The 18,210-nt window shown below is 43.7% G+C and carries 15 protein-coding genes; 10 read left to right on the forward strand and 5 right to left on the reverse strand.

Annotated features, from left to right (window positions below; translation table 11 throughout):
- Positions 1-151: 151 nt before the first annotated feature.
- On the forward strand, positions 152-847 hold the full coding sequence (locus ACWYVB_RS09040; protein ID WP_074191544.1) for a Crp/Fnr family transcriptional regulator: 696 nt from the start codon (positions 152-154) through the stop codon (positions 845-847).
- A 122-nt stretch (positions 848-969) separates the two neighbouring features.
- On the opposite strand, the gene ACWYVB_RS09045 is transcribed toward ACWYVB_RS09040, so the two are convergent.
- On the reverse strand, positions 970-2,511 hold the full coding sequence (locus ACWYVB_RS09045; RefSeq protein WP_281189306.1) for a long-chain-fatty-acid--CoA ligase: 1,542 nt from the start codon (positions 2,509-2,511) through the stop codon (positions 970-972).
- Positions 2,512-3,056: 545 nt separating this feature from the next.
- On the opposite strand from ACWYVB_RS09045, the gene ACWYVB_RS09050 reads away from it, so the two are divergent.
- From ACWYVB_RS09050 to gspS2, 8 genes are all read left to right on the forward strand, one after another.
- A complete protein-coding gene (locus ACWYVB_RS09050) occupies positions 3,057-4,316 on the forward strand; it encodes a dicarboxylate/amino acid:cation symporter (protein WP_012841620.1) in 1,260 nt (419 codons plus the stop codon).
- Positions 4,317-4,471: 155 nt separating this feature from the next.
- A complete protein-coding gene (locus ACWYVB_RS09055) occupies positions 4,472-5,656 on the forward strand; it encodes an acyl-homoserine-lactone synthase (protein ID WP_031780302.1) in 1,185 nt (394 codons plus the stop codon).
- Positions 5,649-8,189, forward strand: a complete 2,541-nt coding sequence (luxN, locus tag ACWYVB_RS09060; RefSeq protein WP_395201201.1) for a quorum-sensing autoinducer 1 sensor kinase/phosphatase LuxN — start codon at positions 5,649-5,651, stop codon at positions 8,187-8,189. Before ACWYVB_RS09055 ends, luxN begins: the two co-directional genes overlap by 8 nt.
- Before the next feature lie 111 nt (positions 8,190-8,300).
- Entirely contained in the window at positions 8,301-8,543 is a 243-nt protein-coding gene (locus ACWYVB_RS09065; RefSeq protein WP_005392851.1) for a hypothetical protein, read from the forward strand.
- Between the two features lie 203 nt (positions 8,544-8,746).
- On the forward strand, positions 8,747-9,310 hold the full coding sequence (locus ACWYVB_RS09070; protein ID WP_005392849.1) for a septation protein A: 564 nt from the start codon (positions 8,747-8,749) through the stop codon (positions 9,308-9,310).
- A gap of 227 nt (positions 9,311-9,537) precedes the next feature.
- Positions 9,538-9,933 (forward strand): acyl-CoA thioester hydrolase YciA, encoded by a 396-nt coding sequence (gene yciA / locus ACWYVB_RS09075; RefSeq protein ID WP_012841618.1) that lies wholly within the window; start codon positions 9,538-9,540, stop codon positions 9,931-9,933.
- A 115-nt stretch (positions 9,934-10,048) separates the two neighbouring features.
- Positions 10,049-10,345 carry a YciI family protein gene (locus ACWYVB_RS09080; RefSeq protein ID WP_005392847.1) on the forward strand — a complete coding sequence of 99 codons (297 nt, stop codon included), beginning with the start codon at positions 10,049-10,051 and terminating at the stop codon, positions 10,343-10,345.
- Between the two features lie 3 nt (positions 10,346-10,348).
- A complete protein-coding gene (gspS2, locus tag ACWYVB_RS09085; protein WP_048625727.1) occupies positions 10,349-10,741 on the forward strand; it encodes a GspS/AspS pilotin family protein in 393 nt (130 codons plus the stop codon).
- A 132-nt stretch (positions 10,742-10,873) separates the two neighbouring features.
- Here gspS2 and metE read toward each other — a convergent pair whose 3' ends face one another.
- A complete protein-coding gene (metE, locus tag ACWYVB_RS09090) occupies positions 10,874-13,156 on the reverse strand; it encodes a 5-methyltetrahydropteroyltriglutamate--homocysteine S-methyltransferase (protein WP_457528765.1) in 2,283 nt (760 codons plus the stop codon).
- A 278-nt stretch (positions 13,157-13,434) separates the two neighbouring features.
- Between metE and metR the strand changes: the two genes are divergently transcribed.
- The gene (gene metR, locus ACWYVB_RS09095; RefSeq protein ID WP_005392844.1) at positions 13,435-14,346 is read left to right on the forward strand and encodes an HTH-type transcriptional regulator MetR; all 912 of its coding nucleotides are present in this window, start codon (positions 13,435-13,437) and stop codon (positions 14,344-14,346) included.
- Positions 14,347-14,366: 20 nt separating this feature from the next.
- Here the strand turns inward: metR and ACWYVB_RS09100 are convergent, their stop codons facing one another.
- The 3 genes from ACWYVB_RS09100 to ACWYVB_RS09110 form a co-directional block, all read right to left on the reverse strand.
- Positions 14,367-14,567, reverse strand: a complete 201-nt coding sequence (locus tag ACWYVB_RS09100; protein ID WP_005392843.1) for a DUF4250 domain-containing protein — start codon at positions 14,565-14,567, stop codon at positions 14,367-14,369.
- Between the two features lie 154 nt (positions 14,568-14,721).
- Positions 14,722-15,432, reverse strand: coding sequence for a hypothetical protein (locus ACWYVB_RS09105; protein ID WP_012841615.1), 711 nt, complete (start codon positions 15,430-15,432; stop codon positions 14,722-14,724).
- An 86-nt stretch (positions 15,433-15,518) separates the two neighbouring features.
- The gene (locus ACWYVB_RS09110; protein ID WP_457528768.1) at positions 15,519-17,975 is read right to left on the reverse strand and encodes an EAL domain-containing protein; all 2,457 of its coding nucleotides are present in this window, start codon (positions 17,973-17,975) and stop codon (positions 15,519-15,521) included.
- Positions 17,976-18,210 lie beyond the last annotated feature (235 nt).

Below are 18,210 nucleotides of genomic sequence, written 5' to 3' on the forward strand. Positions count from 1 at the left end.
GCGTTTTCTTGTATGGCGTTTATACCATATCATTTTTTATTCAACGCCCGCACTTTCCAAACCAATCTAAAGCATAGCAATCAAAGAGTGATAAACTTTGCCACTTAACCAGCACAAATAATAGCTAGAGCAGGATGCAGTAAGGTTGCACATGGAAGAAGTCAAAGCATTATTAGCCAAATGTCCTGTATTATCAGGGCTGCCCGAGAAAGGACTTAGTGAAGCAGCACAAATAGCTAAAATTCGCTGTTTCGACGAAAAAGCACTGATTTGCAATAAAGGGGAACCTCAATCTTCTCTTATGGTCATAGCACAGGGTGCCGTACGAATTAATTCGATGAGTTCAAAAGGCAAAGAAGTCACATTAATGATTTTCGAGGCAGGAGGCTGGTTTGGAGACAATGTTTTTTCTCCCGGCATGCCCCGTATTTTTGGCGCAACCGCGCATTCGGGCGTGACCTTACTGGAACTACCTGGTGATAAATTTCGCCAATTACTCGCCAAATATCCTCAAAGTTACCCTACGATTCTCGACTTACTTAGCCGCCGCTTATGGTCTGCCATTTCTGTTATCGAAGATGATGCGATTAGAGGAATCGAAGAGCGGATTGCAAGAAGGTTGCTGTTGCTTGCTGAATACCAACACAACCAAGCTATCAATACTCAGCCGTGTGTCGTGAGAGTGACTAGAGAGCATATCGCCAACATGATGGGGCTAACTCGTCAAAGTGTTCATAAAGTACTAAAAAACTTAGAGAGTATTGGGATGCTAGAACTGAAATATGGTTCAGTGACCATTACCAATCCAAAACGCTTAGAAGCGCACATAAAACAACTCGAACAATAGAGTAAACAGATAGTTCATGTGTACACGCTAGCGAGAGATTGCCATCTTCTATTCTTGAGTAACGTGCACAACACCACTCGCTCCAGACAAGTGGCGCTGTGACCCGAAGTTCATTGAATTGACTAAGCCACATTCAATTCAGATTTCAATTCACGCTTTAAAATCTTTCCTGTTGCACTCATCGGGAGATGCTCACGAATTTCAACATAACGAGGATATTTAAAAGAGGCTAACTGCTCTTTGCCCCACTTTTGTAATGTTTCCGCGTCAATGTACTCTCCCGGTTTAAGCACAACGTAAGCCTTTATCTCTTCGCCATACTCTTCATTTGGAATCCCTATCACCGCTACCATTGAGATTGCAGGATGAGTCATAAACACTTCTTCAATTTCTCTAGGGTAAACGTTAAATCCACCTCGAATGATCAGATCTTTCATTCTATCGACGATAAATAGATTACCTGAACTGTCAAAACGGCCAACATCACCAGTATGGAACCAGCCATTTTGTAGCGCGGATTCAGTGACTTCCGGGCGGCCAAGGTATCCCTTCATAACATTATGCCCACGCACAACAATCTCACCTTCTTCACCGATCGGTAGCGCATTGCCTTCAATGTCGACAACTTTTACTTCAACGCCTTGAATCGCTTGACCTACCGATCCTGGTATACGTTCCTGATCTAAATGATTAAAACATGCAATAGGACTTGTTTCTGATAACCCGTATCCTTCAAGAATTGGGACATTAAATTGTTCCTCAAAGGATCTAAATATTTCGGTTGGCAACGGGGCTCCACCGCTGATAGCAACACGTAGTGAGGATGTATCAAATTGGTGTTGGACATGAAGCAAACCGATATACATCGTTGGCACTCCAGCAAACAACGTCACTTTGTGTTTTTCCATCAGCTCAAGAACATATTTAGGCTCAAACCTAGGCACTAACACCAAGGTTGCCCCGCCCAAAACACTGGCATTTAAGTGGACGGTTTGACCAAAGGTATGAAATAAAGGCAAAGTTACTAAGTGAATATCATCGGCCTGGCTGCCCATAATGTTTTGTGCCACCAGAGCATTCATTATGATGTTCTGCTGCGTCAGTTCAGCTCCTTTTGGTAAGCCTGTCGTCCCTGATGTATACAAAATAACACAAGTATCATCCGCATTACGCGGTACATAATCTGACAATGGTTTTGCATCCGCTATAAACGCATTGAGAGTTGGCACACCATTCCATTCGTTTTCACTTTGAGATTGAGTCATCACGACCATATTTTCACATATATCAGCCTGCTCAAACGCTTTAACCCCCTCTTTTGCCATTGGCAGTTCTGATGTCCCTTCAAAACAGAAGTAAAACTTCGCTTTTGAATCTTCTAAGTGATACTTAATTTCTCGCGCTTTCAAAAGCACATTTAATGGGACAGCAACCGCGCCAGCTTTTTGTATCGCATAATAAACAAACGCGAAAAAAGGAATGTTTGGGCATGAGAGCGCAATACGATCGCCCGGAACGACCCCTTTGTTGATTAAAGATGCCGCGATCTTTCCGGTAATCGCATCAAACTGCGCATAAGTTATCTCGACATCACCACATATCAACGCCGTCTTATCTGGTTTACTCGCAGCATTTCTTTGTAATGCAGCAGCAAGATTCATCATAATCGCTTCACCTCTTACTTGTTGATTTTCGTTTTATCGGCTCGGGAGCATTAACAGAGAGAGCACTCCCCTACACTAAAATGTTGGTACTTAATATTTGTCTCGCCCATTCCTGATTAACATTATGTTTACAATGCAATCAAAACTAAGAATGTAAAACAATTAACATTTCACAAAGCTAATTGGTAAAAGTGTGAGCTTGAAAGAAATTAATTGTTATAAATATCAATCCAAGTCACGCAAGACGCAGACTACGCTCGCAAACGCAAAACTCATCTCAGTTAACAAAAAATAAACAAGAAAAAGAAATAAACAAAAACAATTACACAGCTAACAGGCATAACAAAAATCAATAGCAAACGTTTGCTATTGAACAAAACTTTATCGTTCGTCAATAAAATATCGATTAATCCATCAATAATACCTTGCTGCATATTGCCAATTGTAAACGATAAGTGTAAAAAGCAAGGCGAGATAATTATCCATAAAACCATTTATGGTTAGTGGGTAATTTTAGGATTTTACATTTTATTAGCACAGAGGTTATGGAAGTGTTAAAAGAAAAGAGTTTGCTAAACAACATTGGCGTACAAGTCGTAATCGCCATGATCGTGGGCACAGCCGTTGGTGCCATGATGGGTCATGATGCGACGGTGTTCGCTCCTTTAGGTGCTATCTTTATCAACTTAATCAAAATGTTGGTTATTCCTTTGGTCGCTGTAGCCTTGATTTCTGGCGCAGCTGGTCTTGGGAACAGCCAGTCAGCAGGCAAAGTTGGCATCGTCACTCTAGGTTATTTCGGTTTAACATCCGCCCTAGCCGTTGCGCTTGCACTATTTATGGGTGAAGTATTCCAACCAGGCATGGGGATCGACGTCTCTGGCGTTGAAGGCATGTTCTCAGCAGAATACGCTTCAAAAGGTGAGCTACCTACTTTCTGGGCAACCATCACTGGTATGATCCCAACCAACGTTTTCCAATCACTAAATGAAGCAAACATCCTACAGATCCTCGTTTTCTGTATGTTCTTTGGTATTGCAATTTCTAAGCAAGCAAAAGAGCGTCGTGAGCCAATCATTAATGGTGTTAACTGCATCGTTGACGCAATGGTTTGGATGATCAACAAAGTGATGATCATTGCCCCTATCGGCGTGTTCGGTCTGATGGCAGAAGCAGTCGGTACATTCGGTTTTGGCGCACTAATGGTGGTATTCAAACTGTTCGTTGTTTACGTTGCCGCAATCCTAATCTTCGGTTTCGTTGTTTACCCAGCAATGGTGCATATTTTCACCAAGACATCAGCGAAGAAGTTCCTGTCTTCAATGAAAAAGCCACAAGCTGTTGCGCTTTCAACGGCTTCTTCTATGGCGACACTGCCTGTCACAATGGACACCTGTGAAAAAGAACTGGGCGTAAAAAATTCAACCGCGTCATTTGTTCTGCCTCTAGGCGCAACGATCAACATGTCAGGTAATGCGATTTACTATGGCTTGGTTGCTATCTTCTTTGCTCAACTGTTCAATATCGACCTAGGTATGGGCGCTTACATTGCAATTATCGTAACGTCTACATTGGGTGCGGTTGGTCAAGCGGGTGTTCCTGGTCCTTCTTTCCTAGTGGTTGCCGTACTTCTTGCCGCTGGCATTCCAATTGAAGGTCTACCACTGCTATTCGCTCTTGACCGTATTTTCGATATGATTCGTACAGCACTAAACATCACTGGTGATGCAGCATGTGCAGTTATCGTTGATGCGCTAATAGAAGAGGAAGCGGCAGAAGCTGAGCTTAAAAAGCAAGAAGCTTAGTCCTTTCTCGAATGAACTAAAAACCGCTCACTATGAGCGGTTTTTTTGTCTTTTCTTGCATTACATAACTATATAAATAGAAACCAATAGCATAAATTTATCAAAATGATATAAACCATTACAAAATATAAAAAACGTCAGAACTAGGTTATATCATGAGTCTTAAGCTGTCTTTGGAGCCCCTCGCCAGTACAGATTTGCCGATCGAGTCAAAACAACAGGCGCTGGTTGACACGGTTCTTCTTACTCTTACACCGCAAGAAAGATCTTCTCTTTTTCAACAAGTTGCTTTGTATAGAATAAAGCTTCTTAAATCCCTCTTTCCTAAATACGCATCTAAGAGTCTGTCCGTACTGTTTGAATTAATGGATTATCGAGATTTAGTACAGCAGTATCCAACGCCTTTCTCCGAAGAGGCGCTCTTAATTGAACAAATTGCCGCAGATTGTTACCCGCATTGGATGGTTTTCTGGTGTGAATGTGAGATTGCTGCGATCAAGCAAAAGCACCCTTTAAATGAAGCGACAAGACCAACTCAGCTCTCGTTTGACGACCGCGACTATTCAAGCATATTGATCGAAGATATTGCCGAATGCGACCTAAAGGTAACACTGCCAAATCACGCTGCATTAATGCCGATTTCCGAAGCAATCACACTGAGCAATCTTGAGCTCTTCGTCCAAACTGAACAATGGTTTGAGATATTGCCTCTATTATCACTCTCGCAGAAAGGTCAACACTTTGTGCTATTGTTCAAGCCGTCATCTACACCAATCATGGTCTCCTCCGCTTTGGTGCAAAACTGGCACCAAAGAAATACCTGGCTCAGCTATTCATCACCATTTAGTAGTGAGCAATGGCAGTTTTGCCTTCCTGATTATGGCTACATTACTCTTAATCAATTAGGCCTTTTTGGAGGTAACGATCTAACTCGCCAACGGACTCTTATTGAATTTGATGCGCAGTTCCAATCTCACTTGAAAAACACTGAAGCGGTTTGCGAAGTGCTGCGTCTGACAGTGGGTGGCAACATCCAACAAAAACTGTACTTTTTGTATTTGGCACAAAAAGCATTGATGAGTGAGCTATATAAAGCAGGCTATAAGCTCAGCTTTACCATTATTGAACAAATATTTATGTTAAATTTCTATCAATCTATTGATTTAGAGGCCTACTTTCACTCAGGATACCGCGACATTAACGGTGACGGTACCAAGACATACCGCGGTTTCTGGAATTTAGGTATGATGGTTGAAGCATTTCAAGACATACAGTTTCGCGACTACAAACACCGCGTACGAACAAAAAGAATTGATGAAAAGGTGAATGAACATGCTTGATATTCATCTTCACGGCCTTTTTTATCCAAAAGCAATGACGCTATACGCTACTGTACTGGTGGTGTTCGCTTGGTTGTTATATTACTGCTATCGCCTAAAACAGAAGAGTGAAACGATTTTAGGCTCGCATCATGCGCCGTACATTGCTTATTCTAGTTGCATCATCGTTTGGATCAGCAGCAATGCATACTTCCATACCGATTTATTGCCGGAGTTGGGCTCCGCTGGCGGTATTTTTATGGCGAAGTTGGCGAACTTGGCGTCATTCTTTGCCTTTGCATTCGCGTTCTATTTTTCTTGCCAGCTAGCGGCTGATATCAAAAAAACTGCGGTCAAAGCCTGGCAAAAAATCATCTTTGTGGCACTAGCAACGTACTCGCTTTACATCAACTTAGTGCCAAACCTTACTGTCGAAAATGTCACCATTAGCGGTCCAAGCCAGTTCGTGATCGAGTTTGGTCCCCATACCTCATATTTCTTTATTAGTTTGCTGACATTTGTGGTATTAACCCTGCTGAACTTGATTACCATGCGAGCGAACAGCAGCAAACTCACGCTGGCAAAAAGTAACTATATGATAGCCGGCATTTTGGTCTTCATGTTATCAACTGCAGTGATACACCTTGGAATGACTTACTTCCTTGGTGACTTTTCCTTAACCTGGTTACCACCAGCACTTTCAATTAGTGAAATGTTGTTTGTAGGCTATGCCCTGCTTACTTCTCGCTTTTATAGCGCTAAATACCTCACATACTTAACCGTTAGCGCGCTGTTTGTCTGTGCCATTTTCGTCCTCCCGCTGGGCGCAATATTTATTCCTATCTCGGAAGATAACCAATGGCTTGTAGCGGTGCCTTTATGCGCACTCATCGGTATCACTTGGCACTTGCTTTACAAACGCGTCAGTCGTTTCGCGTCCTATTTTATTTATGGGAAACGACATACACCCGTTCAACAAATTCTTGGATTAGAAGAAGAATTTAAACGCTCAATAGATGATGCAATGCGCCAGTTAGCAGCGTTACTGAATATACCAAATAATAAATTGCAGCTCGTCACCAGCAGTTACACCGAAACGTTTTATGAAGATTATCTACCGTCAAGCAAGTCTGTTCTCGTGCTTGATGAACTGTCTGAAGAAATTGATTATGCCTCCTCGTCTAAAGGCTCAATGCGCAAGCTCTACGAACGTATGCGATCCAGCAATACGGCGCTCGTAATGCCTCTTTTTGGTCGTGGAAAGTCCGTTACGCACTTACTGATTTCTTCACACAAAATGGATAATAAATTGTTTTCTAATGAAGAAATTTCAGCATTGCAAACCTTATTAGTTCGCATCCAGAGCACCATCGAGGCCGATAGAAAAGTACGCCAAAGCCGTGCGCTCGCTAACTCTATTGCGCATGAAATGCGTAACCCTCTCGCTCAAGTGCAATTACGATTTGAAGCTTTAAAACAGCATATCGAATCAAACGCTTCACTTGAGACGTTAAAGAGTGAGATTGATAAAGGAGAAGCAGCGATTCAGCGTGGTCGCCAACTTATCGACATTATTTTACGAGAAGTCAGCGACAGCTCACCTGAGCACGAACCCTTAACTATTACTTCTATACATAAAGCTGTCGATCAAGCGGTCAGCCGTTATGGCTTTGAAAACGATCAAATAATTGAAAGGATCAATCTGCCCCAAGAGCACGATTTTGTCGCGAAGTTAAACGAAACTCTGTTTAACTTTGTCATTTTCAATTTGATTCGCAATGCTATCTACTATTTTGATTCTTATCCCGATAGTCAAATTGAGATTCGTAGCCAAACGGGGGCCTACGAAAACATTCTGGTCTTCCGAGATAGTGGCCCTGGCATAGATAGCAGTATCTTACACAAGATATTTGACGACTTCTTCTCGTATCAAAAAAGTGGCGGCAGCGGCCTTGGCTTGGGCTACTGTCAACGCGTTATGCGCTCTTTTGGCGGACGAATTGAGTGCCAGTCTGAATTAGGCGAATTTACTGAGTTCTACTTGTATTTCCCGGTCGTCCCAAACGCACCCAAACCAGAGACGTTGAGAACACCGGACTTCAATGGCTGGAAAGTAAATGCACCACATTCTGAACCTCGCACAGACCAACACGTACAAGTAAGTAACGATGCACCAACAGTGCTCATTGTTGATGACAAAGAGGTGCAGCGTACTTTGGTTCAAATGTACTTAAAAAGGCTGGGAGTCAACAGCTTACAAGCAAATAATGGCGCTTCTGCGGTGGAGCTATTTCAGTCGCACAAGATTGATTTGGTGCTTATGGATGTACAGATGCCAGTGATGAATGGATTTGACGCAAGCCAACGAATTAAGCAAATTGCGCCTTCCGTTCCTATCATCGCACTATCTGGAGAGTCTGGAGCTAAAGAGCTGGAGCTCATTGCGAAACTCATGGATGACAGACTTGAAAAGCCAACCACGTTAAATGCGCTCCAAACCGTCATCAAGCGCTGGTTGCAACATGAGAGTTTTGCTACTTCCAACACTTTCTAATTTGCGAAGATAAAACTGGCACTAGATGTGCATTACTGAAGTAAATCGAATTATCCAGAGGGTCAAGCAAGCTGCAAATGGTTAGCGGATGAGCTTGATAAGGAGATCGCCATGTTACTTCATCGACACACATACTACGGCTTGATTCATCATGGAATCAAAGCACTACTACTCGATCGCTTAGGCCACTATACAGAAGAAGAATACCATCAGTATCTGAGCCTAATGACCGGCAAATCCACTTGCTTTACGATGTCTCTCGAAGAGCTTGAAGCAACCGTTGATAACCTGTTACGTGAAGGCTATTTAGAAGATGTCAAAACGCTTATTTCTCAATATCAACGTGTTGCTTAAATCTTAAATTCTATCAACTCAATTGCCGCTTTATCGCGGCAATTTTTATGCCTTCGATTTGCTACTTCATCTTTGCGAAATGTTGCTTGTTGCATCATTCAGTCAGGGGATTACTTCTCTTACCTCTAACCTTGACGGTATTCACATATTGTCAGATTCCGTTAGACTGTCTTCAATTCACTAATTAGGTAGATTTTGCCACCATGAAGCAAATCCTAGATTTTATCCCACTCATCGTCTTCTTCGCTTTGTACAAGATGTACGACATCTACGCAGCAACAGGAGCGCTGATCGTCGCAACGGCAATTCAGCTTGTCGTCACCTATGCTCTGTATAAAAAAGTCGAGAAAATGCAGCTAATTACGTTCGTTATCGTGACGATATTTGGCAGCATGACCCTTTTCTTCCACGACGACAATTTCATAAAATGGAAAGTCACCATCATTTATGTGATTCTAGCTATCGGTTTAGCAGCGAGTCACGCAATGGGGAAATCGGCCATTAAAGGCATGTTGGGCAAAGAAATTTCGCTACCTGATGCTATTTGGGCGAAGATCAACTGGGCTTGGGTCGGCTTCTTCTCATTCTTTGCTGGTCTGAACATTTATATCGCTTACGAGCTACCACTGGATGTTTGGGTCAACTTCAAAGTATTCGGAATGTTGATTGCGACATTTGCCTACATGATTGCGACTGGCTTCTACATTTACAAACACATGCCAAAAGAACAAAAAAATAACTCATCCGATGTGTCGACTGATGATTAAAAACTCAGTTTTGCTATAATCCGCGCACTTTGCAGCGACCTTCGGGTCGCTGTTTTGCTCCATGTATCACTAAACCGATCAAACGGCATACCGGAATCAGACCATTCTTGCTGCTGTAAACCAACTTTCTCTGGTCCGGTGTCTGCGGTTTTTTTAAGGACCTTTGGTTCTAGGTATTTACTATGTTGGCGCTTAGTTTGAGCGCCTTTAAGATTTAGGATGTCACAATGAGTCAAGAAATTAGCTCTCCGAAAGGTCAACTACTGCTTCGTACCCTTGCAATGCCTGCCGATACTAATGCCAATGGCGATATTTTTGGTGGTTGGATTATGTCTCAGCTCGACCTAGCAGGTGCAATTCTGGCCAAAGAGATCTCTTCTGGTCGCGTTGTTACCGTTTCAGTGTCCAGCATTACCTTCAAGAAGCCTGTAGGTGTTGGCGATGTCGTTTGCTGCTATGGCGAATGCACTAAGATTGGTCGCACCTCAATGAGTGTCGATCTGGAAGTATGGGTCAAGCCGGTAAAAGCACACGGTGTCGGCGAGCGCTTCATGGTTTGTGATGCGACTTTCAACTACGTAGCCATTGACAGTGAAGGCAAACCACGCCCGGTTCAGAATTAGTCAACCTACAGCGCTAACTGTTAGAAAGGATCTCACATTTTCTGTTGTTCACTTGTGAGAGACACAAAAAAGGCGTTAAATTAACACTTTACCCTACCAATTAAGGAACTATGCTATGTGGTATGTCATCTTTTCTCAGGACGTCGAGAACTCGCTGGAAAAACGCATGAGCGTTCGCCCGCAACACTTGGAGCGCTTACAAAAGCTTCAAGACGAAGGTCGCCTTCTTACTGCTGGCCCTATGCCTGCGATAGACTCTGACAACCCAGGAGAAGCTGGATTTACGGGCTCGACTGTCATCGCTGAGTTCGCCTCTCTAGAAGACGCTAAAGCGTGGGCAGAAGCCGATCCTTACGTAGCGGCTGGTGTTTACGATAATGTAATCGTGAAACCGTTCAAAAAAGTGTTTTAATTTATGAAAAAATTACTGTGTCTTTTCTTGGCATTTGGTGCGTTAGCGGGCTGTTCATCTACCGATGATAATCAACGCCAGCTTGAGCTATTGGCATCAAACCGAGCGGGAGTCTTGTCCGCAGGTCTCCCTTTGGAATACGGTCCACTGCAGATAATGCGTGTCTCATCCAACAAAAATGTTGTTGAAATGATGATGATTTATAACGATGACGCACTCGGTGCAAAGCCGTTAAATCAAGTACTGAATACCAGTATCTACACCTATTGCAATAACCCGGAAGTTCGTAAGCAAATTGATATGGGCTTAATGTACCGTATTAAAGTGCGTAACTCTCGCGGTCAGTTGATGGCAGATGAGTTGGTTTCCGCGCAAACTTGTACTCAAATGAAATAGTCACAGTGAGTACGTTGTTTTCGATACGAGCAATTCATCCGCTATTGCGGGATAGTATAACGACGAAAATGAACGGCTAAGAATAGAAAAACGGAGACAACGGTCTCCGTTTTTATTTGCTAAAAAGGTGCCTTACGCCAGCTCAGCACGAAGTTTCTTCGCCGCTGACACGAGGTTCGCCAATGCCGCTTCTGTCTCTGCCCAGTTACGTGTTTTCAGACCACAGTCTGGGTTCACCCACAAACGTTGTACCGGAATCTTTTCTGCCGCTTTCTTTATTAGGCCTTCAATCCACTCTTCCGTCGGAATGTTTGGTGAGTGAATGTCATAAACACCTGGACCGATTTCATTCGGGTAATTGAACTCTTCAAACGCTTTAAGCAGTTCCATATTTGAGCGTGATGTTTCAATGGTAATCACATCCGCATCGAGCGCCGCGACTGAATCAATGATTTCATTGAACTCGCTGTAACACATGTGAGTGTGAATCTGAGTCTCTGGTTTTGCACTCGCTGCCGAGATCTTAAATGCATCCACCGCCCATTCTAAATACGCTTTGTGATCGCGCTTTTTCAACGGGAGACCTTCACGAATCGCAGGCTCATCGATTTGAATGATATTGATGCCTGCATCTTGCAGATCAGAAACCTCATCACGCAGTGCCAGTGCCAGTTGCTGGGCGATTTCTTGACGAGTAATGTCTTCACGCGGGAATGTCCAACATAAAATCGTTACCGGGCCCGTCAGCATACCTTTCATCTGCTTGCAGGTTAGCGATTGTGCGTACGTCGACCATTCCACCGTAATCGGCTTTTCACGCTCAATGTCAGCAACCACAATGGCTGGTTTCACACAGCGAGAGCCATAACTCTGTACCCAACCAAATTTCGTCGTTTGGAAGCCCGCCAAGTTCTCCGCGAAGTATTCTACCATGTCGTTACGCTCAGCTTCACCGTGAACAAGCACATCTAGGTCAAGGGCTTCTTGGCGTTTTACGGCATCCGCAATATGTCCTTTTAGTGCTTGGATATAGTCGGACTCAGATAACTGGCCAGTGCGATAAGCGCTGCGCTGAACACGAATTTCACCCGTTTGAGGGAAAGAACCGATTGTCGTGGTTGGTAACAGAGGCAAGCCCAATACTTCAGCTTGATGCGCAGCACGCTCCGCGTAAGGTGCGCTGCGCTCGGCAAGTGACGCAGTAATACTGTTTAAACGTGCTTGAACTTGTGGCTTATTCACATGCGTTGCCGTTTTACGTGCTTTGATTGGCTGGCTGTAGGTATCACAAGCGAGAATCGCATCTTGATCACCATCGAGTGCGCGGCCAAGCAAGGCGACTTCTGTTACTTTTTGTTTTGCGAACGCAAACCAGCTTTTCACTTCCTCACTGAGTTCTGTTTCCAGTTCCAGATCAACCGGGCTATGTAGCAAAGAGCATGAGCTCGCAACCCAAAGGTTGTCGCCCAGTTTTTCTTTTACTGGCTGTAGGCGTTCAAGTTGCGCACTCAAATCCGAGCGCCACACGTTACGACCGTTGACCACGCCAGCAGACAGCACCCAACCCTCCGGTAGTTTGGCAACCACGTCGTCAAGCTGCTGAGGCGCGGCAGATAAATCGATATGTAAACCATCCACTGGTAGCTTTACAATTTTGTCTAGCGTATCGATTATAGAGTCAAAGTATGTCGTTAGCAGCACTTTTACATCGCTTCGAATCACTTGGTACGCTAGCTTGAACGCATCAGCCCACTTACTTTCAAGCTCTAGTGACAAAATTGGCTCATCAATCTGAACCCACTCAACACCTTGACTCGCAAGCTTTGCCAAAATAGCTTGGTAAGCCGTAAGCAATCGTGGCAGTAGCGTCAGGCGATCGAACCCTTCTTCTACCTCTTTACCTAAGTAAAGATAACTGACTGGGCCAAGCAAAACTGGCTTCACTTTATGCCCAGCTTGGGTTGCTTCGTTGACTTCTTCAAACAGTTGAGGCCAGCTCACTTCAAATGTATCGTCCTTGCTAAATTCAGGTACGATGTAGTGGTAGTTTGTGTTGAACCATTTAGTCATATCCGATGCTGCAGCGCCCGCACAGCCGCAACCCGCTTGAGATTGACCGCGACCCACTTTGAATAGCGTATCCAAATCAGGGAAACCGTTTGCGTGACGTTTTGGCACGTGACCCAGTAACAACGTGGTCGTCAGTACATGATCGTACCAAGCAAAATCGCCAGCGGTGGTAAAACTCAAGCCAGCATCTGTTTGCGTTTGCCAGTTTTTAGCGCGCAGATCTTCCCCAACCTTTTTAAGCTCTGCTTGATCAATTTCTCCGCGCCAGTATTTTTCCTGAGCGAATTTTAATTCTCGTTTTTCACCGATGCGTGGATAACCTAGTACGTGCGTTGTTGTAGCCATGTCCCTATTCCTTTTTCAATCTTGTTCAATTTGTTTGGGTCAGAGTATCTTTCGTCACAAAAGATGTCTGGATGGCTAAACTATCGCTCTCATCTGCGGTTTGAACAACGTCCATTTATTCAACTTGTTTATTAAAAAAATTCATCATGAGGAGACATGATTCGCAAATAAACACAACAAATAGACGTCTAGACGTTTACACATCCATTTTTTGTCGTTAAGTTATTTATACGATTGCTATTCTGTTCATAGCGAGCAACAAAGGATGAAAGGAATTCATGATAGAGCTAAAACATTTGCGGACACTCACTTCGCTTCGAGACACCGGCTCTCTAACCGCGACCGCGACCGCGTTGCATCTCACTCAATCGGCCTTGTCTCACCAGATCAAAGATTTAGAGGCACGGATTGGGGGACAATTATTCCTTAGAAAAACTCGTCCGGTAAAGTTCACTTCAGAGGGAGAAATCCTATTGCGTCTTGCAGAAGATATTCTTCCCAAACTCGCAAGAGCAGAAAATGATTTGGCAAGCTTGAAAGAAGACGTCAATGGTCGGTTGCATATGGCGATTGAATGTCACTCATGTTTCCAATGGCTCATGCCTGCTCTTAGGGAATATCAACTTGCCTGGCCTAGCGTAACACTGGATTTTTCATCAGGTTTTGGCTTTGAACCACTTCCTGCACTGTTAGCTGGCGAGTTGGATCTCGTTATCACGTCAGATATTCAACCTCGTTCTGAAGTGCATTATGAACCTTTATTCGACTTTGAAATGCGCTTAATTACCGCGACCAACCACCCATTGGCGGAAAAAGAAGTTATTGATCCGCAAGATCTCGCAGATCAAACCATGCTCTCTTATCCGGTTCAAAAACAAAGGCTAGACGTCGTAAAACACTTCTTGCAGCCAGCGGGTGTAGAGCCCGCCAAATGGAAGCAAGCCGACAATACTCTGATGTTAGTGCAAATGGTCTCCGCAGGATTAGGGGTTGCAGCACTGCCAAATTGGGCTATTTCTGAATTTTCGCGCCAAGGCCTTATTACCAGTAAACCTTTTGGCCAAGGCTTATGGCGTCGCTTATTTGCTGCAACGCGTCACTCAGAGAAAGATAAACGTTACTTACAAGCCTTTTTCGCAACCGCAAGGCTACAATGTAAAAGCCACCTTGACGGAATCAAGATGGCTTAGGGATATGGATTAAGAAAGGTTTAGCGTTGATATGCTTTAAATTGGTTGGTCAATGGATCGTACTGATAACCAAGCATATCAAGCTTGCCTACAACGGACTCTACATCCATTTCATACACCGATACTAACTCGTCAAAACTGTCGCACTCTAACCGTAGCTTTTCATTGACGATACCTAGCAAAATAATGCTGTCCAAATTACCTACATTGCTTAAATCCATCGCGACTCTCCTCTTCGACAAGGTATATAAACAAGCGTAGACGTAATCACGTGAATTTAAAGTGAGCGCGATCCAAAACCGTGAGTGCCTTATACTCAAGCAACCTAGAAAGGACTTGAGTACAAGCAGTATTGCTCTGTTTCTCGACTCGCGATTAAGCCGCCAGAGAGAATAAACCTTGTAGGCTCGTCATTGACGCAAGCGCGAGCAACAGGGCGACGCTCAGTTGAACCTTTTCCGGTTTTTTATGTGTGAAGATATGCCAGCACCAAACAATGATTGAAGAAATGAGCATGGCTAAAGACAATAAAATTGGTTGTGTTGCGGCGCTCAATGTCGCTTCATTTAACTGGTAAGAAGCAAATAGCGTTGCGATTACCAGCAGCATTCCAGACACAATGCCCGTAACTGGCAAAATACGGTGAAATGCCTGCAATCTGCTACGAGCGATAGTCAGAAGCAATTGAGAAAATGACGCCCCAAGGAAAAATATCATTATTGCCATCGCAATAGACGCAGGCCAGCTTGGCTGTTCAAATGCTTGAATACTTACATACGCAAAAGCCAAACCATTCGCTAAATGCATCGCCCAAAGAGGGCCTTTTTCACGCGTTTTCTTGGTTTGAACCTGAGAGTAGAAATAGAAAATAGCGAACACGATCATAAATGCTTCAATGCGAAGAGAAGCAACCGCAAGCCACAATAACGCCACTGCTGGCAACATTTTATGAAGACGGCCTCTCTGCCCCGGACAAATATCGCCCTTGATGAGAAGTAAAGTCAGTAGCGCTTGCGCGCCAAATAGCATCGGAGGAAAAGTAACCAGCAATTGTTGAATCATGTTAAATGCACGCTCAAAAGTCATTTTGGGGTGGCGATAATAGCAAATCACCTATCGTCAAACCACCGAAAGTCTATCCCCAAATGTACTAGAACAGCGAGACTTTTTATTCAACAAGAAGCGAGATACTTCAACGCATCTTCTTGAGTTAACACGCCTCTGTATTCTTCTTTTTCATCACATAAAACCCACGGGAAGCGAATGCCTGTTTTGATTAGCTCTCGAATAGCAGCGACGGACAAATGCGCATTGACGAGCACAAATTCCGTGCTCATAACCTGGTTCACTGGGCGTTTCCAAATCCAATTTTCTCGCTCAGTCTCTAATTCGGTCCCCATGGAAGGCGTTAGGTGTAAGTTAACTTGCTCTTTGGTAACTAAACCAACACAGCGCTTTTCGTTAATGACAACCAACGGCGAACTTGGACTTAAATTCATATATTCCACCGCCAACGATAATGGTTCCCCGGGATCAAGGTGCCTTACCTCTTCATGGCTCAGTGATTGCAATACATCATCTTGTTTTGGTTTGACAGCAACACCCGAAAACAAATGTTCGTAACTTTCCGCTTTCTCCATCAAATCGACAGGCCGAGCACGAGAGAACAAAAAGCCTTGCATGTAATCCACACCTATTTCAGCCAATGTTTGAAGCTCCTGTTCTGACTCCACGCCCTCGGCAACCACTTTTACATTCATTTGCTGAGCAAGATCAGTGACCATTTTGACAATATTATAACTGGTATTGCCATGCTGAATGTTCTTAACGAATTTTCGGTCGATTTTCAGTAAATCAAACTGCCCTTTCTCTAGGTAAGAAAAAGAAGAATACCCTGTACCGAAGTCATCAATCGCAATTTTAATGCCCTCTTTGCGCACTTGCTCTAGCGCTTGCGTATGCTCTTCGTCTTGCTCAAAATACGCTGTTTCCGTCAGCTCAATCGTGACTCGTTTAGGATCGACACCACTGGCTTTAATTAGGTCATGCGAACGCTGAAGAACCTGGAGCGAATCCAATTTAGTATTCAGTGAGCGATTGATGGTTAACCCTATTTCCTCGCCATATATGTCTTGCAAGCGCGGAAAGTGTTTGAGCGCGGCTTGACAAACCTCATCATCCAGAGCCGCAATCAACTCTAAATCTTCAATAACAGTAATCATCTCTTGAGTGCTATAGGCATCACTTTCATGATAAAAGCGCGCTAAGGCCTCGAACTTAACGACTTTACCAGTTCGGCTATCAATTATGGGTTGAAAATGAACATCCACCAGCCCACTGTCGATTTGCGCTTCCAAAAATGCCTCTAAATGCTGGCGTTTGACTAACTCAGAATGAAGCTCACTATTATAAAAATTAAAATAGCCACCTTCTCCAGAAAGTGAGGACAACATCGCCTGGGCTGCATGCGCTAACGCTTGCTTTGGCCTGTTTGTATCATAGCCGAGGATTGACACACCCGTTTGTCCCTCGACGATAGTGGTATGCATTTTTGTTCCCATTTCATTCCTAAGCTCAGTGAAGAACCCTTTCATTGCAATTTGAATCAAACGTAAAGGACTTAGCCATTGACAGTGAGGAGTTTGTAAACAGACAACAAACACATCCCTAGAAAGTTGACCCGCTATACTGGTGTAGCGGCTTCGCATAATAAAATCGGCGAAGCCTAGTTGCTGTTCAAGTAAGCATTTTTCAGAAAAATTTGGTCTGAGAGTCATGACGATATTGAGTTCTTTACTCCCACTTTCGTTCGCCAAATTAGCTAATTGCAGTTCGAACTCTTCTCTAGAAGGCAAAAAAGCTGACCAATCATGTTGTTGTTCACAGCGATTTTTCATCCACAACAAGGAAGCCGAAATGTCAGTAGAGAAGCCGAGATAAAGAATCCGTCCAGAATGAAACGTTAGCCGATAGATACAAAGATGATGAGCCTGATTACTACCATTTGCAGTTCTACTCAATAAATTACCGCTCCAGTATCCTTCATCATCAATATGTTGCCAGAGTTGGTCGTAAAACGCCTGACTATGGTGAGATGTGCTAAAGATATAGGTTTTAAGTCCAACCAAATCACGGTTTTGATAACCCATTTGCAATTCAAAGGCGCGGTTACAACCCAAGATTCGGGTGTCTTCGTCCGCGACTAAAACCCCTACATTCGGTAAATCAAAAATCGTTTCGAGAATTTTCGCTAACTCTTCGCAGCCAGTGATCGTCAATTGCGGGATGATAGAGCCTTGAACAATACGCTCATTGAGCTTTTCAAAGCTAATTGTGACATGTATTAAGCGAGCTTCATTAAGCATCATGCAACAAGAAAAACGACCTTGCCCACCTAGGATCTCCACTTCTAAAATTCGTTGCCTTAGTGTTTCCTGTTGCCCCATCAGCATGTGCTCAAACAAATCATCTAAGCAGGTGACTGGCGTATTTAACCCAAAAGCATTTGCCATTCCTAGCTGGTCGCATTCGAACTCGCGAGTATCAATCTTGTAAGACCATTCAATCACTGGAGTCGGATTGGATGTCGGTTGCACTTTTTCATGTGCTATTGTTGTTGAGTCACTCATTCCCTAGCCCCCTTTTTAATTAGCCTCATGCTCAAGGTTCGTAGTCAACGTGCCTTATTCCATTTGGGACCTGCTGATCCTCTTGTAAAATAGATTCTGGCAACGTAAGCCAATCGACTTAGAACCTTTTCAGAGCTTGTTCGGCTTTTTGCATTTTCCTATGCATTAATTTGATTATAGGCGTTGTTTTTAATAAGCACACCATTGCTTATTGGTTGTATTAACATTGCGACAT

Source organism: Vibrio sp. JZG10 (genome assembly GCF_054064075.1).

What these genes read in the sequence shown, in the direction of transcription:
- ACWYVB_RS09055 (WP_031780302.1), top strand. Translation starts at nt 4,472, where the DNA reads ATGAGTCTTAAGCTGTCTTTGGAGCCCCTCGCCAGTACAGATTTGCCG.
- metE (WP_457528765.1), bottom strand. Translation starts at nt 13,156, where the DNA reads ATGGCTACAACAACGCACGTACTAGGTTATCCACGCATCGGTGAAAAA.
- ACWYVB_RS09050 (WP_012841620.1), top strand. Translation starts at nt 3,057, where the DNA reads ATGGAAGTGTTAAAAGAAAAGAGTTTGCTAAACAACATTGGCGTACAA.
- ACWYVB_RS09040 (WP_074191544.1), top strand. Translation starts at nt 152, where the DNA reads ATGGAAGAAGTCAAAGCATTATTAGCCAAATGTCCTGTATTATCAGGG.
- ACWYVB_RS09065 (WP_005392851.1), top strand. Translation starts at nt 8,301, where the DNA reads ATGTTACTTCATCGACACACATACTACGGCTTGATTCATCATGGAATC.
- ACWYVB_RS09100 (WP_005392843.1), bottom strand. Translation starts at nt 14,567, where the DNA reads ATGGATTTAAGCAATGTAGGTAATTTGGACAGCATTATTTTGCTAGGT.
- ACWYVB_RS09080 (WP_005392847.1), top strand. Translation starts at nt 10,049, where the DNA reads ATGTGGTATGTCATCTTTTCTCAGGACGTCGAGAACTCGCTGGAAAAA.
- yciA (WP_012841618.1), top strand. Translation starts at nt 9,538, where the DNA reads ATGAGTCAAGAAATTAGCTCTCCGAAAGGTCAACTACTGCTTCGTACC.
- ACWYVB_RS09045 (WP_281189306.1), bottom strand. Translation starts at nt 2,511, where the DNA reads ATGATGAATCTTGCTGCTGCATTACAAAGAAATGCTGCGAGTAAACCA.
- ACWYVB_RS09105 (WP_012841615.1), bottom strand. Translation starts at nt 15,432, where the DNA reads ATGACTTTTGAGCGTGCATTTAACATGATTCAACAATTGCTGGTTACT.
- gspS2 (WP_048625727.1), top strand. Translation starts at nt 10,349, where the DNA reads ATGAAAAAATTACTGTGTCTTTTCTTGGCATTTGGTGCGTTAGCGGGC.
- ACWYVB_RS09070 (WP_005392849.1), top strand. Translation starts at nt 8,747, where the DNA reads ATGAAGCAAATCCTAGATTTTATCCCACTCATCGTCTTCTTCGCTTTG.
- metR (WP_005392844.1), top strand. Translation starts at nt 13,435, where the DNA reads ATGATAGAGCTAAAACATTTGCGGACACTCACTTCGCTTCGAGACACC.
- ACWYVB_RS09110 (WP_457528768.1), bottom strand. Translation starts at nt 17,975, where the DNA reads ATGAGTGACTCAACAACAATAGCACATGAAAAAGTGCAACCGACATCC.
- luxN (WP_395201201.1), top strand. Translation starts at nt 5,649, where the DNA reads ATGCTTGATATTCATCTTCACGGCCTTTTTTATCCAAAAGCAATGACG.